This is a genomic window from Shinella sp. HZN7, from assembly GCF_001652565.1.
In the GTDB taxonomy this organism is placed as follows: domain Bacteria; phylum Pseudomonadota; class Alphaproteobacteria; order Rhizobiales; family Rhizobiaceae; genus Shinella; species Shinella granuli.
The window spans coordinates 21117-36464 of the sequence record NZ_CP015736.1 but is presented as its reverse complement, the minus strand read 5'-3'; the positions used below and the strand labels follow the sequence as shown (position 1 = coordinate 36464).

Annotated in this window: 12 protein-coding genes; 2 read left to right on the top strand and 10 right to left on the bottom strand. The window is 66.7% G+C overall.

The features are described from left to right. Positions 1-9 precede the first annotated feature (9 nt). The 6 genes from shn_RS00175 to trpS form a co-directional block, all read right to left on the bottom strand. Positions 10-435 carry a Fur family transcriptional regulator gene (locus tag shn_RS00175; protein WP_064328638.1) on the bottom strand — a complete coding sequence of 142 codons (426 nt, stop codon included), beginning with the start codon at positions 433-435 and terminating at the stop codon, positions 10-12. A gap of 38 nt (positions 436-473) precedes the next feature. Continuing rightward, complete coding sequence (locus shn_RS00170; protein ID WP_064332366.1) at positions 474-968, bottom strand: GNAT family N-acetyltransferase; 495 nt, start codon at positions 966-968, stop codon at positions 474-476. A gap of 5 nt (positions 969-973) precedes the next feature. Beyond that, positions 974-1621: a tRNA (adenosine(37)-N6)-threonylcarbamoyltransferase complex dimerization subunit type 1 TsaB gene (gene tsaB, locus shn_RS00165; protein ID WP_064328637.1), complete on the bottom strand. Its 648-nt coding sequence runs from the start codon at positions 1619-1621 to the stop codon at positions 974-976. Between the two features lie 30 nt (positions 1622-1651). Beyond that, positions 1652-2221: a NifU family protein gene (locus shn_RS00160; RefSeq protein ID WP_064328636.1), complete on the bottom strand. Its 570-nt coding sequence runs from the start codon at positions 2219-2221 to the stop codon at positions 1652-1654. Between the two features lie 99 nt (positions 2222-2320). Continuing rightward, entirely contained in the window at positions 2321-2812 is a 492-nt protein-coding gene (locus shn_RS00155) for a universal stress protein (RefSeq protein ID WP_064328635.1), read from the bottom strand. A 52-nt stretch (positions 2813-2864) separates the two neighbouring features. Continuing rightward, entirely contained in the window at positions 2865-3932 is a 1068-nt protein-coding gene (trpS, locus tag shn_RS00150; protein WP_064328634.1) for a tryptophan--tRNA ligase, read from the bottom strand. A 281-nt stretch (positions 3933-4213) separates the two neighbouring features. Between trpS and shn_RS00145 the strand changes: the two genes are divergently transcribed. Next, positions 4214-4687 (top strand): DUF882 domain-containing protein, encoded by a 474-nt coding sequence (locus tag shn_RS00145; protein ID WP_064328633.1) that lies wholly within the window; start codon positions 4214-4216, stop codon positions 4685-4687. A gap of 6 nt (positions 4688-4693) precedes the next feature. Here shn_RS00145 and murJ read toward each other — a convergent pair whose 3' ends face one another. The 3 genes from murJ to mutS form a co-directional block, all read right to left on the bottom strand. Then, a complete protein-coding gene (murJ, locus tag shn_RS00140; RefSeq protein WP_064328632.1) occupies positions 4694-6286 on the bottom strand; it encodes a murein biosynthesis integral membrane protein MurJ in 1593 nt (530 codons plus the stop codon). Further along, the gene (locus shn_RS00135) at positions 6283-9126 is read right to left on the bottom strand and encodes a [protein-PII] uridylyltransferase (RefSeq protein WP_245337427.1); all 2844 of its coding nucleotides are present in this window, start codon (positions 9124-9126) and stop codon (positions 6283-6285) included. Before shn_RS00135 ends, murJ begins: the two co-directional genes overlap by 4 nt. A 95-nt stretch (positions 9127-9221) precedes the next feature. Further along, a complete protein-coding gene (mutS, locus tag shn_RS00130) occupies positions 9222-11960 on the bottom strand; it encodes a DNA mismatch repair protein MutS (RefSeq protein ID WP_064328631.1) in 2739 nt (912 codons plus the stop codon). A gap of 114 nt (positions 11961-12074) precedes the next feature. Here mutS and shn_RS00125 point away from each other — a divergent pair, with 114 nt between their 5' ends. Continuing rightward, a complete protein-coding gene (locus shn_RS00125) occupies positions 12075-14360 on the top strand; it encodes an NADP-dependent malic enzyme (protein ID WP_064328630.1) in 2286 nt (761 codons plus the stop codon). 117 nt (positions 14361-14477) lie between these two features. Here the strand turns inward: shn_RS00125 and shn_RS00120 are convergent, their stop codons facing one another. Beyond that, positions 14478-15317, bottom strand: coding sequence for a GNAT family N-acetyltransferase (locus shn_RS00120; RefSeq protein ID WP_245337426.1), 840 nt, complete (start codon positions 15315-15317; stop codon positions 14478-14480). Positions 15318-15348 lie beyond the last annotated feature (31 nt).

The following is a 15348-nucleotide window of genomic DNA, read 5'->3' as shown; positions in this document are numbered from 1 at the left end:
GGATCCGCCTCACTCGCCCTCCTTGAGCGGAATGCCGTAGAGTTCGAGGCGGTGATCGACGAGCTTGAAACCGTGCTCGCGCGCGATGCGCTCCTGCAGCGCCTCGATCTCCGGCGAATGGAACTCGATGACCTCGCCGCTCTTCAGGTCGATCAGGTGGTCGTGGTGCTCGTCCGGCACCGTCTCGTAGCGCGAACGGCCGTCGCGGAAATCGTGCCGCTCGATGATGCCGGCATCCTCGAAGAGCTTGACCGTGCGGTAAACGGTGGAGATGGAAATGCGCGAATCGACGGCCGACGAGCGGCGGTAGAGCTCTTCCACGTCCGGATGGTCGTCCGAGGCTTCCAGCACGCGCGCGATCACGCGGCGTTGCTCGGTCATGCGCATGCCGCGCTCGACACAAAGCTCTTCCAGCGATTTCTCGACATCCGTCATGCGATCCAGCCCTCTTTCGTTCGGCCCCCGATAGGGGACTAGCGAAGATCGCGCCGCAAGACAAGCGCCGTGGACCGGTGGCCGTCGGCGGCGACATAATAGGCCTTGCGCTCGCCGACCTTCACAAAGCCGAGCTTGGCATAGAGCCCGCGGGCCGCGACATTGCCCTCGTCGACCTCCAGGAAAATGTCTTCGGCGCCGCGCATCTTCGCCTCGCGCAGCGCCGCCTGCATCAGCCGCCAGCCGAGGCCCGCGCGGGAAAACCGCTCGTCGACGCCGATCGTCAGGATCTCCGCCTCACCGGCCGTGGCGCGGGCGAGAACGAAGCCGCCGGCCGTGCGGCCGAGCGCGCCTTCCTTCAGCGCCAGGAAACCGAAGACCGGCTCCTGCAGCAGCAGCGAATGGAACTCGCCGTCGTTCCACGGCTGGGGAAAGCGCGCGCGGTGCAGGGCCGCGGCAATGCCGGCATCGGCGGTTTCCAGCGGAAAGATGCCGAAGCTCGGCTTGCGGGTGAAATAATCGGACAGGGACATGCGGTTCACGCTCTCTTGATCGCGAAACCCGCCTGCGGCTTGGCATCGGGACCGCGCAGATAGAGCGGCTTCGGCGGATGGTCCGCCGGATCGAGGCGCGCACCGAGGCGCGCGACGGTGGCGATGGAAACGCTGTCGCTGCCCTGCGGCGCGCCGTCGCGCAGGAGCGCTGCCGCCGAGCCGGCGATCGCGCCGTCATGGCCGGCCGCGAGCGCTTGCGCGGCCTCCAGGGAGGCGATCGCGGGCGACGACAGTGCGCTGCCATCGGCGGCGAAGCGCTGCCAGTAGACCTCGTCCCGCCTGGCATCCATCGCGACCAGCAACGGCAGGCCGGCCCGATGATCGGCGGCAAGCGCCGACAGGGTGGAGACGCCGACGGCGGGAACGCCGAGCGCCAGCGCGAGGCCGCGCGCCGCCGCCACGCCGACACGGATGCCGGTGAAGGAGCCGGGGCCGATGGTGACCGCGATCCGGCCGATGTCCTTGAGGGTGAGGCCGGCGGCATCGAACGCCGCGTCGACGAATTCCATCAGCCGCTCGGCATGGCCGCGGCCGATATCGGCGCCGGCGGCGCCGAGGATCCTGTCCTCATCGGGGGCATAGAGCGCCGCATGGCAACCCGTGCCCGCCGTATCGATCGCAAGCACGATCATCGCGGGCACCGGGGCATTGCGGGGCAGGCCTTACATGACGGCTTCAACTTCCTGCACTTCCGGTACGAAATGGCGAAGAAGGTTCTGCACGCCGTGCTTCAGCGTCGCCGTCGAGGACGGGCACCCCGAGCAGGCGCCCTTCATGTTGAGATAGACGACGCCGTCGCGAAAACCCTTGAAGGTGATGTCGCCGCCGTCCTGCGCCACGGCCGGGCGCACGCGGCTGTCGAGCAGTTCCTTGATGGTGGCGACGATCGTCTCGTCGCCCTCGTCGAAGAATTCGCCCTCGTCGGTCTCGTTGCCGCCGAGCGCGCCGCTCGCCATGACCGGCTGGCCGGACATGAAGTGTTCCATGATGTTGCCGAGGATCGCCGGCTTCATGTGCTGCCAGTCGGCGTCGTCCTTAGTGACGGTGATGAAATCATAGCCGAGGAACACGCCCGTGACGCCGGGGACGGCGAACAGGCGAGCCGCCAGCGGCGAAGCCGCACGCGCTTCCGTCTCGTCACGGAATTCGGCGGTGCCCGTTTCCAGCACCACCTTGCCCGGCAGGAATTTCAAGGTCGCCGGATTCGGCGTCGCTTCGGTCTGGATGAACATCTTTCTCTCCGTGCGGCCGGGCGTTCGCCGATCGGCCAGAATATTTAGAATAATTCAAAAGAAGATAGGCGTTTCCGCGCCGCTCTTCAAGACTGGAGATCAGCTCAGCGCGTCCAGCTCCTCGTCGGACAGCGAATCCGGAATGACCGTCACCGGGATCGGGAAGGCCTGGGCCCGGCTGGCGAGCGAGGAGACGAGCGGCCCCGGCCCCTCCTTGGCGGAGCCGGCGGCGAGCACGAGGATCGCGACGTCCCGGTCCTCCTCGATCAGCCCGTTGATCTCTTCGCTGGCGACGCCTTCGCGGATCACCGTTTCCGGCTCGATGCCGACCGATTCGCGCAAGGCCTGCGCCGCCTTGGCCAGCACGGCTTCCGCTTCCTCGCGCGCCTCGGCCCGCATGATCTCCTCGACGCCCAGCCATTGCTGGAAATCGCCGTTGGCGATCACATAGAGCAGGACGACGCCGCCATTGGAGTTCTTCGCCCGCATTCCCGCATAGTGGACGGCGCGCTGGCATTCCGGCGTGTCGTCGATGACCGCCAGGAATTTCCGGCGGTGGCCTTCAAGGCGGGAAAGTCGTCGAGAAACCATACGGCCTCATTTCCTCAAGTGCTGCGCAATTCCGGGGCGTTTCGAGGCGACCTTACTGCACAAAACCGATGATGTCGCGAACTTCCTTCATGGTTTTTTCGGCCCTTGCCCGCGCCCTTTCGCCGCCATCGCGCAGGATGGCGTCGATATGGGTCGTGTCGTCCATCAGGCGGCGCATCTCGTCGGTGATGGGCGAGAGGACGTTGACGGCGAGGTCGACGAGCGCCGGCTTGAAGACGGAGAACTGCTGGCCGCCGAACTCGGCGAGGATCTCCGCCTTGGACCTGTCGGAGAGCGCGGCATAGATGCCGACGAGGTTCTCCGCCTCCGGACGGCCCTTCAGGCCCTCCACTTCGCTCGGCAAGGCATCCGGATCGGTCTTGGCCTTGCGGATCTTCTTGGAGATCGTGTCGGCATCGTCCGTGAGGTTGATGCGCGAGAGGTCGGAGGCATCCGACTTCGACATCTTCTTGGTGCCGTCGCGCAGGCTCATGACGCGCGGCGCCGGGCCGCCGATCAGCGGCTCGACCATCGGGAAATAGGCATGCACCGGCTCCTCGCCGACGACGATGTCGACGCCGGTGCCGGCCTTGCGGATGTGGCTGCCGAAATCGATGTTGAACTTCTGCGCGATGTCGCGGGTCAGCTCCAGGTGCTGCTTCTGGTCGTCGCCGACCGGCACATGGGTGGCGCGGTAGACGAGGATGTCGGCGGCCATCAGGCTCGGATAGGCGAGCAGCCCCAGCGAGACCTGCTCGGCATTCTTGCCGCCGGTCTTGTCCTTGAACTGGGTCATGCGCTCCATCCAGCCGATGCGCGCCACGCAGTTGAAGATCCAGGCGAGCTCGGCATGCTGCGGCACGGCCGACTGGTTGAAGACGATGTGCTTCTTCGGGTCGATGCCGGCGGCGATGAAGGCCGCGGCGATCGAGCGGATCTGGCCGCGCATGTCCTCGTGCACGAGCTGCGCGGTGATCGCGTGCAGGTCGACGACGCAATAGATGCAGTCGTTGTCGGCCTGCAGGGCGACGAACTTGCGGATCGCGCCGAGATAGTTGCCGAGATGGAGGTTGCCGGTCGGCTGCACGCCGGAGAAGACGAGGGGCTTGAATGCGCTCATGGCGATATCCTTCAGGCGGGTGGAGGGCCTGGTTGCGTTGGTGAAGCAGTTCCAGGAAAAGTGTGAAGCGGTTTTCCGGCTGGAACTGCGTAAAAATACGCGCCGCTTATGCACGGCGGAGCGGCGCCGATCAAGACCGCTCCCGCAGCCCGGTTGCCGCTCCCATCAGACGCTTCTCATAAATGACACTTTCCGGGCTTTCTCTCCCGGCGGGGGCAAGGGCCGTCGGATTTCGACAGGTCGCGTTTCGACGCAAAGGCGCAAACCGGAGGGCGTGTGCCATGCGAAAGAGCTGTTCAACCCTGCTTGCCTGCATGATGGCATTGACGTCGTTCCTCGCGAGCGAAGCCATGGCAAACGGAAAGCACAAGCATGCCGCAAGAGCCGAGAGGGGTGCGGCGAAGATCTACACCGTGCAGACGCCGCGCGTGCGGCACCGATGTTTCCCCGGCAAGCTGCGGGCAATCCTGTTCCATATCGCCCGGCAGGTCGGGCGAAGGCCGCTGGTCACATCCGGTCACCGTTCCGCCGGACGCAAGGGATCGCTGCATCGCAAATGCCTTGCCGCAGACATCCGCGTGCCGGGCGTGTCAGTGAAGCGGATTGTCGCCGCGGCAAGGTCCGCCCCGGCCATCGGCGGCGTCGGCACCTACTGCAACGGCATCGTGCATGTCGATGTCGGGCCGAAACGGAGCTGGCGCCATTGCGGCGGGCTGGCGCGCCTGACCGGGCGGGCCCGGCTCGCGGCGCGCTGAGGCGGTCTACTCCGCGGTTTCCTCGCTCGGCGCGGCCTTGGCCTTGCGCTTGAGATTGCGCCGGATCATGCCGAGGTCGGCACCGCCGATGAGGAAGGCGACGGAGAAGTAGACGACCATGGCAAGGGCGATCAGCAGGCCGAGCGCCATGAGTTGCTCGTAGAGCGGCGCGGCGGATGCGAGACGATCGGCGAGGTAGGCGGAGGCGTAGTCGAGCGCCACCGCCATGACCACGGTCGCGGCCAGCAGGCGGGCGACGCGCCAGAGCAGCGCCTTTTCCAGCGGCCAGTGGCCGCGGCGCACCAGCGTCACGAAGAGAAGCATCGCCGTCAGCCAGCCGGAAACGGCTTCGGCCGTGGCGATGCCGCGCTCGTGGAACAGCGGGAAAAGCGAGACGGCGAGGATGCAGTTGACGACGACCGACAGCAGCGTGATGCGCATCGGCGTCTTGGTATCCTCGCGGGCGAAGAAGCCGGGGTTCAGCGCCTTGATCATCACGAAGCCGGGCAGGCCGAGCCCGTAGATGGCGAGCGTGCCCGCCACGATGGACGTGGTGTCCGGGTTGAAGGCGCCGCGCTCGTAGAGCACGCGCACGATCTCGTCGGAGATGACCCAGAGCGCGCCGGCGGCGGGCAGGGTCAGGAAGAGCACGAATTCCAGCGAGCGGTTCTGCAGGTTGCCCGCCTCCCGCTCCTGCCCGCCCTTCAGCGCGCGGGCGAGCTCCGGCAGCAGCACGACGCCGACGGCGATGCCGACGACGCCGAGGGGGAGCTGGTAGACGCGGTCGGCATATTGCAGGGCGGCGATGGCGCCGTCCTTGGTGGAGGCGATCATCTGGCCGATGAGCTGGTTGATCTGGGTGATGCCGCCCGTGACGGCCGCCGGCAGCGCGAGCCAGAGCAGGCGCTTGACGTTCGGCGTCATGCGCGGCCGGCGAAAGCCGATCTTCATGCCGGCATGGCGCACGCCCGCATAGAGCACGGCCATCTGCAGGAGGCCGGCGGCGAGCACGCCCCAGGAGAGATACCAGGCCGTTTCCAGCGGCGAGGCACCCTGCCAGAGCCCGTAGCCGAGCGCGCCGATCAGCACCACGTTGAGGAAGACGGGCGCGACGGCGGCGGCGAAATAGTGATGCAGCGAATTCAGCATGCCCGACAGCATCGCCGTCAGCGACATGCACATGAGATAGGGGAACATGACGACGGCGAGCTTCACCGTCACGTCGAACTTCTCCGCGTCCCCCACGAAGCCCGGCGCGATGATCCAGGCCACGATGAGCGGCATCAGGAGCTCCATCGCGATGGTCAGCAACAGGAGCACGGAGAAGAGGACGCCGAAGACCTCCTCGGAAAAGCGCTTCGCCCCGTCGATGCCGCCGGCCTCGATCTCCTTGGCGAAGAGCGGCACGAAGGCGGCGTTGAAGGCGCCCTCGGCGAAGAGGCGGCGGAAGAGGTTGGGAAAGCGGAAGGCGGCGTAGAAGGCATCGGCCATCGGCCCGGTGCCGAGGGCTGCCGCCATCAGCGTTTCGCGCGCGAAGCCGAGCACGCGGCTGCCCAGCGTCGCGCCGCCCACGGTCGCGAATTTCTTCACCAGACTCATTGTTCCGTCCTGATCCTCTTCGGCGCGGCGGCAACGGGCGCGATCATGCCGGGCGGCATTCGGTCGCGCAGCTCGTCCGCCTCGTCCGCCATGACGGCCTTCAGCCGCGCGGCGATGTTGGCCTGCCGGTTGTCGTTGGTGACCTTCTGGCCGACGAGGTCGGTGACGTAGAAGGTGTCGATGACCTTCTCGCCGAAGGTGGTGATATGGGCCGAGGCGATGTCGAGCGAGAGGTCCGACAGCACCGCCGTCACCTCGGACAGGAGGCCGGGGCGGTCGAGGCACTCGATCTCGATCACCGTGAACTTGTTCGACAGCGTGTTGGAGATCGTCACGGCGGGCGAGACGGTGAAGGTGCGGTTGCGCTTGCGGCTCTTCGTGCGGGTGGCGATCACTTCGGGCAGGCGCTTGCGGCCGGAGAGCACGTCCTCGATCATGCGGCCGATCGTGCCGGCCCGGCGCGTCTCGTCCGCATCGTTCGGGAACTCGCGGTTGACGAGGATCGTATCCAGCGCCCGGCCGTCGGAGGTGGTGAAGATCTGCGCATCGACGATGTTGGCGCCCGCCGCCGCGCAGGCCCCGGCGATCACCGTCAGGAGGCGCGGATGGTCGGGCGAAAGTACGGTGATCTCGGTGATGGCGTGGAAGGAATGCGTGCGCACCATCGTCGCCAGCGGCTGGCCCGCCTTGTCCGCCTCGCGGATGAAGGCCGCGTGGCGCACCTGGTCTTCCAGCGAGACCGTCAGCAGGTAGGGATCATAGTGGAGCCGCGTATAGGTCCTGCGGTCCTTCTGGCTCCATTCGGTCGGAAGCGCGCCGGAGAGGATGTCCCGCGCGGCCTGGGCGCGCTCCTTGCGCGACAGTTCGGAAAAGCCGCCGGAGATCAGGAGTTCGGTCTCGTAGTAGAGCGTGCGCAGGAGCTGGCCCTTCCAGCCGTTCCACACGCCCGGGCCGACGGCGCGGATATCGCAGACCGTCAGCACGAGCAGCATCTTCAGCCGCTCCAGCGACTGCACCTTCTCGGCGAAATCGACGATGGTCTTGCGGTCGTTGAGGTCGCGGGTCTGCGCGACCATCGACATGGTCAGGTGCTCCTCGATCAGCCAGACGACAAGCTCGGTCTGCTTCGGCGAGAGCCCGAAGCGCGGGCAGAGTTTGCGCGCGACCCTGGCGCCCGCCTCCGAATGGTCCTCCGGCCGGCCCTTGGCGATGTCGTGCAGCAGCACGGCGACATAGAGCGATATGCGGTCCTCGATACCGGGCATGAGCTGGTAGCTCAGCGGATGGGCATCCTTCTCGCGCCCCTGGTCGATATCCGCCAGCACGCCGACGGCGCGGATCAGGTGCTCGTCGACCGTGTAGTGATGATACATGTTGAACTGCATCATCGCGACGATCTTGCCGAAATCCGGAATGAAGCGGCCGAGCACGCCCGCCTCGTTCATGCGGCGCAGGATGAGCGCGGGATCGCGCGGCGAGGTGAGGATCGACAGGAAGAGGCGGTTCGCCTCCTCGTTCTCGCGCAGCGCCGCATTGACGAGCTTCAGCGAGCGGGTGACCTGCTTCAGCGCGTCGGGATGGAACTCCAGCCCGTTGATATCGGCGATGTGGAAGAGCCGGATCAGGTTGACGGGATCACGCTTGAAGACATCAGGGTCGGCGATGGTGATGCGGCCGCGGTCTTCCAGGAAATCGAGCGTGCCGGCGATCTTGCGCGTGCGGCGGGTGAAGCGGCTGATGACGGCGCTGATGCCGGGCGCTTCCTTGGCCTGCTGGTCCTCCAGCGTGGCGCAGAAGATGCGGGTGAGATCCCCGACGTCCTTGGCGACGAGGAAATAGTGCTTCATGAAGCGCTCGACCGCCGAAAGGCCGGGATGCGGCTGATAGCCGAGGCATTCGGCGATCTCGCGCTGGATGTCGAAGGAGAGCCGCTCCTCCGCCTTGCCCGTCAGGAAATGCATGTGGCAGCGCACGGCCCAGAGGAAATCGTCCGCCTTCTGGAAGAGCTTGTATTCCTGGCGCGACAGGACGCCGAGCTTCACCAGGTCGGCGGGGTCGCGGATGTGGTAGAAATACTTGGCGATCCAGAACAGCGTGTGCAGGTCGCGAAGCCCGCCCTTGCCCTCCTTGACGTTCGGTTCGACGAGGTAGCGCGTGTCGCCGGCCTTGCGGTGGCGCTCGTCACGCTCGGCAAGCTTCGCCGCGATGAATTCCGGGCCGGTGCCGCGGATGATCTCGCGGTCGAAGCGGAGGGCGAGGTCCTCGAACAGCGCCACCGAGCCGCAGATGTAGCGCGCCTCCAGGATCGCGGTGCGGATCGTCATGTCGCCCTTGGAAAGCTGGATGCATTCCTCCAGGTTCCGCGTCGCATGGCCGACCTTGAAGCCGAGATCCCACAGGATGTAGAGCATGAACTCGATGGCCGGTTCGCTCCAGGCGGCGGGTTTTACCGGCAGGAGGAAGAGCAGGTCGATATCCGAGCCCGGCGCCAGCGTGCCGCGGCCATAGCCGCCGACCGCCGTCACCGTGATGCGGGCGGCGGGCGGCGCCTGGCCGGCGCTGAAGACATGGTTGAGCGCAAAGTCGTGCAGGACGGCGATCAACTGGTCCTGCAGCCAGGAAATGCGCGCGGCGCATTGCAGGCCGCTGCCATCGATAAAGAGCAGTTCGCGTGCCCGTTCGCGGCCCGCGGCGTTCACCTTCTTGAACTCGGCCAGCAGCTCGCGGCGCATGCGGTCGCGGTAGTCGGCATTGGTGCTGGCGATGAATTCGCATCTGGCGCGCAGCGCGGGCACGTCGATCAGGCCGGAATCGGCCGGCGCCAGAAGTCTCTTTTCCATCGGATGCCGGCTTGCGTCCCGCTTCTCGTCGATCGCCCGTTCGGTTCGCATGCCCTATAGACCCTTTCCGCAGGCGAGGACAATGATCCCAGGCGCTAGCGATTGCCAAGTTCTTTCTTCAGCGCATAGAGGGCATCGAGCGCCTCGCGCGGCGTCATGTCGTCCGGGTTGAGCGCCTTCACCAGCGTCTCCACCTTTGACGGGGCGGATCCGCGCTGGATCTCCTCGCGGCGTACCGCGACCTGGAACAGCGGCAGATCATCGATGAGCTGGCTTGCCGGATTCTTGCGGTCCGCATCCTCGAGCTTCGCCAGCACATCCTTGGCGCGCGAGACGACCGACGGCGGCAGGCCAGCAAGGCGCGCCACCTGGATGCCGTAGGAACGGTCCGCCGCGCCCGGGCCGACCTCGTGCAGGAAGATCACGTCGCCGTCCCATTCCTTGACGCGCATTGTGGCGTTGGAAAGACGGTCGAGCTTTTCCGACAGCACGGTCAGCTCGTGGAAATGCGTGGCGAAGAGACCGCGGCAGCGGTTGGCCTCGTGCAGGTGCTCGACGGCGGCCCAGGCGATCGAGAGACCGTCGAAGGTCGCCGTGCCGCGGCCGATCTCGTCGAGGATGACGAGGGACCGGTCGGTCGCCTGGTTGAGGATCGCCGCCGTCTCGACCATTTCCACCATGAAGGTGGAGCGGCCGCGGGCAAGGTCGTCCGACGCGCCGACGCGCGAGAAGAGCCGGTCGACGATGCCGATATGGGCGCTTTCGGCCGGCACGTAGGATCCCATCTGGGCGAGGATGGCGATGAGCGCGTTCTGGCGCAGGAAGGTCGACTTACCGCCCATGTTCGGGCCGGTGAGCAGCCAGATCGCGCCGTGGCCCTTGCCGTCCTTCGGCGAGAGGTCGCAGGAATTGGCGACGAAGGCGGCGGCCTGCTGGCGGCGCAATGCCTGCTCGACGACCGGGTGCCGCCCGCCGACAATGGCGAACATGGTGGAGCGGTCGACGACGGGCCGGCAATAGGCCTGCTCCTCGGCAAGCGCCGCAAGCCCGGCGGAGACATCGACGACGGCAAGCGCCCGCGCCGCCGCCTTGATGGCCTCGGCCTCGGCGACGACGGCCTCGACCAGGCCGTTGAAGGCGGCAAGCTCGATGGCGAGCGCCCGGTCGGCGGCATTGGCGATCTTGGTTTCCAGCTCGGAAAGCACCGTCGTGGTGAAGCGCATGGCGCCGGCCATGGTCTGGCGGTGGATGAAGCGGGCCTTGGCCTCGTCGCCCTCCGTCAGCGCCGAGGCATTGCCGGCGGAGACCTCGATGAAGTAGCCGAGCACGTTGTTGTGCTTGATCTTCAGCGACTTGACCCCCGTTTCCTCGGCATATTGCAGTTGCAACCCGGCAATGACGCGGCGCGACTGGTCGCGCAGCGCCCGCATCTCGTCGAGTTCGCCATCCGCGCCCTCGCGGATGAAGCCGCCGTCGCGCTTCAAGAGCGGCAGCTCGTCGGCGAGCATGACGGCAAGGCGATGCGAAAGGTCGAGCGGCAGTGCGCCGATGGCCCGCGCGGCCTCGGCAAGCTCGCCCTCCAGCCCCTCGGCGGCCATCAGCCGGGCGACGTCGCCGGAAATCGAAAGGCCCTGCAGGATCGCGCCGAGATCACGCGGCCCGCCCCGGCCGAGCGCGATGCGCGACAGGGCGCGCGGCATGTCGGGCAGCCGCTTCAGCACCGCGCGCAGGTCCTCGCAGAAGGACGGCCGGTCGCCGAGGGCGGCGATCGAATCGAGCCGCGCATTGATCGTGTCCGGATCGGTCAGCGGCGACATCAGCCGCTCGGCGAGAAGGCGCGCCCCGCCGCTCGTCGCCGTGCGGTCGATCGCCTTCAGGAGCGTGCCGGAGCGCTCGCCGGACAGCGTGCGCACCAGTTCGAGATTGGCGCGCGTCGCCGGATCGATGAAGAGCGTGGAGGCGGAGCTTTCCCGCTCCGGCCGTCCGAGCGGCGGGCGCTCGGCGATCTGCGTCTTCTCCACATAGGCGACGGCCGCCGAGGCGGCGGCAAGCTCGGCGCGGGAGAAGGTGCCGAAGCCATCCAGCGTCGAGACGCCGAAATAGCGGGCGATGCGGCCTTCCGCCGTCGCGCTGTCGAAGAGCACGGCCGGCTGCGGCACGGCCACGCGGCCGAGCACGTCGAGCACCGGGCGGAACTCCGGATCGTGGAACACCATGTCCGGCACGATCAGTTCGCGCGGCTCGATGCGCAGGATATCGGCGAGAAGCTGGCCCTGGCTGGTTTCCGACAGGCGGAAGATGCCGGTCGAGATGTCGATCCAGGCGAGCGCCATCGATGGTTCCGCCCCGCCGCGGATGCGCGCGACGGCCATCAGGTAGTTGGCGTCGGAGGGCGAGAGCAGCTTCTCCTCGGTCAGCGTGCCCGGCGTGACGAGGCGCACGACATCGCGCCGCACGACGGATTTCGACCCGCGCTTCTTCGCCTCCGCCGGATCCTCGACCTGCTCGCAGACCGCGACGCGGAAGCCGAGCGCGATCAGCCTCTGCAGATAGTCGTCGGCGGCATGGACCGGCACGCCACACATGGGGATGTCGAGCCCCATATGCTGGCCGCGCTTCGTCAGCGTGATGCCGAGCGCGCGGGCCGCGTCCACGGCGTCCTGGAAGAACAGCTCGTAGAAATCGCCCATGCGGTAGAACAGCATGCTGTCCGGATTGGCCGCCTTGATCTCGATATACTGCTCCATCATCGGCGTTGCCGATGCGCGGCTTTCGTCACTGGCAAGGTCTGCCGTCGACAGGATATCGTTCGGACGCACGATCTGATCGTTCACGGAGAGTCAGTTCTTCCTAAAAAAGAGGTGTCACCCTAGCCACGGGGCGCTATAGAAAACAACACCTGCGAGGAGTTATGGGCCTATCGCCCACAGGAGTGTGAAGGGGGAAGCATGCCGGGAACCGACAAATCCGATCGCCAGAGGGCAACCGTCACCGACACGGAAGCGCTGGATTTCCACGCGTCCGGACGCCCCGGAAAGCTGGAGATCACGCCGACCAAGCCGATGGCGACGCAGCGCGACCTTTCGCTCGCCTATTCGCCGGGCGTCGCGGTGCCGGTGAAGGCCATTGCCGCGGATCCGGCCACCGCCTATGACTACACGACGCGCGGCAACATGGTCGCCGTCATCTCGAACGGCACGGCCATCCTCGGCCTCGGCAATCTCGGCGCGCTCGCCTCCAAGCCCGTGATGGAAGGCAAGTCGGTGCTCTTCAAGCGCTTTGCCGACGTCGATTCGATCGACCTCGAGGTCGACACCGAAAATGTCGACGAATTCATCAATTGCGTGCGCTACCTCGGTCCCTCCTTCGGCGGCATCAACCTGGAAGACATCAAGGCGCCCGACTGCTTCATCATCGAGCAGCGCCTGCGCGAGCTGATGGACATCCCGGTCTTCCACGACGACCAGCACGGCACCGCCATCATCGCCGCCGCCGGCCTCATCAATGCGCTGGCGCTGACCGGCCGCGACTTCAAGACGACCAAGCTCGTCTGCAACGGCGCGGGCGCCGCCGCCATCGCCTGCATCGAGCTCATCAAGTCGATGGGCTTTGCGCCGGAAAACGTCATCCTCTGCGACACCAAGGGCGTCATCTACCAGGGCCGCGAAGACGGCATGAACCAGTGGAAATCCGCCCATGCGGTGAAGACCGACCGCCGCACGCTCGCCGAGGCCATGGACGGCGCCGACGTCGTCTTCGGCCTTTCGGCCAAGGGCGCGCTTTCGGAGGAGATGATCCGTTCCATGGCGCCGCGGCCGATCATCTTCGCCATGGCCAATCCCGACCCGGAAATCACGCCGGAAGAGGTCGCCCGCATCCGGGACGACGCCATCGTCGCCACCGGCCGCTCGGACTATCCGAACCAGGTCAACAACGTTCTCGGCTTCCCCTACATCTTCCGCGGCGCGCTCGACGTGCGCGCCTCCACCATCAACGATGCGATGAAGATCGCGGCGGCCGAGGCGCTCGCCCATCTTGCCAAGGAAGACGTGCCGGATGACGTCGCCGCCGCCTACCAGGGCGTGCGCCCGCGCTTCGGCGCGCAGTACATCATCCCCGTGCCCTTCGACCCGCGTCTCATCTCGGCCATCCCCGTCGCCGTCGCCAAGGCCGCGATGGAGACCGGCGTCGCGCGCAAGAACATTCCCGACCTCGACGCCTATGCCCGTGATCTCAGGGCAAGGCGCGATCCGATCGCCTCGACGCTCCAGCAGATCTATGCCCGCGTGCGGCGCCAGCCGAAGCGCGTCGTCTTCGCTGAGGGCGAGGAAGAGCAGATGATGCGCGCCGCCGTGTCCTATGCCAACCAGCAGCTCGGCACCGCCATCCTGCTCGGCCGCGAGGAGCATATCCGCGAGACGGCGGAGCGCGCCGGCATCGACCTCGACCGGCCCGGCATCGAACTGGTCAATGCCCGCATCTCCAAGCGCAACAACGTCTATATCGACTATCTCTATGCCCGCCTGCAGCGCAAGGGCTTCCTCTACCGCGACGCCCAGCGCCTGATCCACAACGACCGCAACCATTTCGCCGCCTGCATGGTGGCGCTCGGCGATGCGGACGGCATGGTGACGGGCCTCACCCGCAACTATTCCACCGCGCTGGAAGACGTGCGCCGCTGCATCGACGCCAAGCCCGGCCACCGGGTCATCGGCGCGTCGCTGGCGCTCTGCCGCGGCCGGGCCGTGCTCGTCGCCGACACCGCCGTGCACGACATGCCCTCCTCGGAGGAACTGGCCGACATCGCGGAGGAAGCGGCTGGCCTCGCCCGCCGCCTGGGCTACGAGCCGCGCGTCGCCATGCTCGCCTATTCCACCTTCGGCCATCCCTCGGGCGAGCGTTCGGAGCGGGTGCGCGAAGCCGTGAAGATCCTCGACCGCCGCCGCGTCGATTTCGAATATGACGGCGAGATGGCGGCCGACGTGGCGCTCAATCCGCGCATCATGGAGCAATATCCGTTCTGCCGCCTCTCGGCCCCCGGCAACGTGCTCGTCATGCCGGCGTTCCATTCGGCGTCGATCTCGACGAAGATGCTGCAGGAGCTCGGCGGCTCGACGGTGATCGGCCCGCTGCTCGTCGGCCTCGACAAGTCGGTGCAGATCGTCTCGATGGGCGCGAAGGACAGCGACATCGTCAACATGGCGACGCTGGCGGCGTATAATTCGGGTGTCTAGGCAGTAGGCAGTAGGCAGTAGGCAGTAGGCAGTAGGCAGTAGGCAGTAGAAAATAGCGACGGGCGGCGGGCCTTCAATCCCTACTGCCTATCGCCTACTGGCTACTGCCTCTTCGCATCAACTGGCGAAACGCCCGGCATCCGCACCGTAATAGTTGAGATAGCGGCCGGAGATCTTGCCGATCGGCAGCACGATCAGGACATCCGTCGTGTTGAAGCCGTGATCGACGACGGCGCCGTTGCCGACCGTCGCGCCGAGGCGCAGATAGCCCTTGATGAGCGGCGGCAGGGCCGAAAGCGCCTTGCGCGTGTCGATGCCTTCGGAGGGCATCAGGTCCATGGTGCGGAAGAGTTCCGGCCGGGCCGAAACGTTCCACTCGTCCTTCGCCAGCACGTTGTGGTGCAGGAAGGAGAGCGCCAGCGCATGCTCCTCCGGCACGATGCCGTGGAAGGAGGCGCAGCCGAACATCACGTCTATGCCGTGCTTGAGCGAATAGGCCCAGTTGCCCTGCCAGAGCAGTTCCACCGTGCGCTTGGTGCGATAGGCCGGCAGGACGCAGGAGCGGCCGAGCTCCATGAAGCGCTTTTCCGGATGACGCGCGATCAGCGCGTCCACGTCGAATTCCGACTGGGAATAGAAGCCGCCGGAAACCGCGGCCACATCCTGGCGCAGCAGGCGATAGGTGCCGACGATCTGCTCTTCCGCATCGCCCTCGATCGAGGTGTCGAGCACGAGGAGATGGTCGCAGACCATGTCCCAGGCATCGATATCGCGCTTGCGGCGAACGGCGTCGGGCGAAAGCTTTGCCTGCATCTCCTCGGCGAAGACGCGGTAGCGCACGGCCTGGGCCGCGTCGATCTCCGTCACCGAGCGGGCGATGCGCGTTTCGAGATTGCCGATGCGGCCGAGCACGTCCGTCCCCGAACGGCCCGCGGCCGGGGCCGTCTTCTGGAGCATCTCCGCCGGTGCGATGGTCTGGGCGAGGTCG

Bases quoted from the DNA above. Each gene is read 5' to 3' on its own strand.
- shn_RS00175 (WP_064328638.1), bottom strand. From the start codon at position 435: ATGACGGATGTCGAGAAATCGCTGGAAGAGCTTTGTGTCGAGCGCGGC.
- shn_RS00170 (WP_064332366.1), bottom strand. From the start codon at position 968: ATGTCCCTGTCCGATTATTTCACCCGCAAGCCGAGCTTCGGCATCTTT.
- tsaB (WP_064328637.1), bottom strand. From the start codon at position 1,621: ATGATCGTGCTTGCGATCGATACGGCGGGCACGGGTTGCCATGCGGCG.
- shn_RS00160 (WP_064328636.1), bottom strand. From the start codon at position 2,221: ATGTTCATCCAGACCGAAGCGACGCCGAATCCGGCGACCTTGAAATTC.
- shn_RS00155 (WP_064328635.1), bottom strand. From the start codon at position 2,812: ATGGTTTCTCGACGACTTTCCCGCCTTGAAGGCCACCGCCGGAAATTC.
- trpS (WP_064328634.1), bottom strand. From the start codon at position 3,932: ATGAGCGCATTCAAGCCCCTCGTCTTCTCCGGCGTGCAGCCGACCGGC.
- shn_RS00145 (WP_064328633.1), top strand. From the start codon at position 4,214: ATGCGAAAGAGCTGTTCAACCCTGCTTGCCTGCATGATGGCATTGACG.
- murJ (WP_064328632.1), bottom strand. From the start codon at position 6,286: ATGAGTCTGGTGAAGAAATTCGCGACCGTGGGCGGCGCGACGCTGGGC.
- shn_RS00135 (WP_245337427.1), bottom strand. From the start codon at position 9,126: ATGGAAAAGAGACTTCTGGCGCCGGCCGATTCCGGCCTGATCGACGTG.
- shn_RS00125 (WP_064328630.1), top strand. From the start codon at position 12,075: ATGCCGGGAACCGACAAATCCGATCGCCAGAGGGCAACCGTCACCGAC.
- shn_RS00120 (WP_245337426.1), bottom strand. From the start codon at position 15,317: ATGCTCCAGAAGACGGCCCCGGCCGCGGGCCGTTCGGGGACGGACGTG.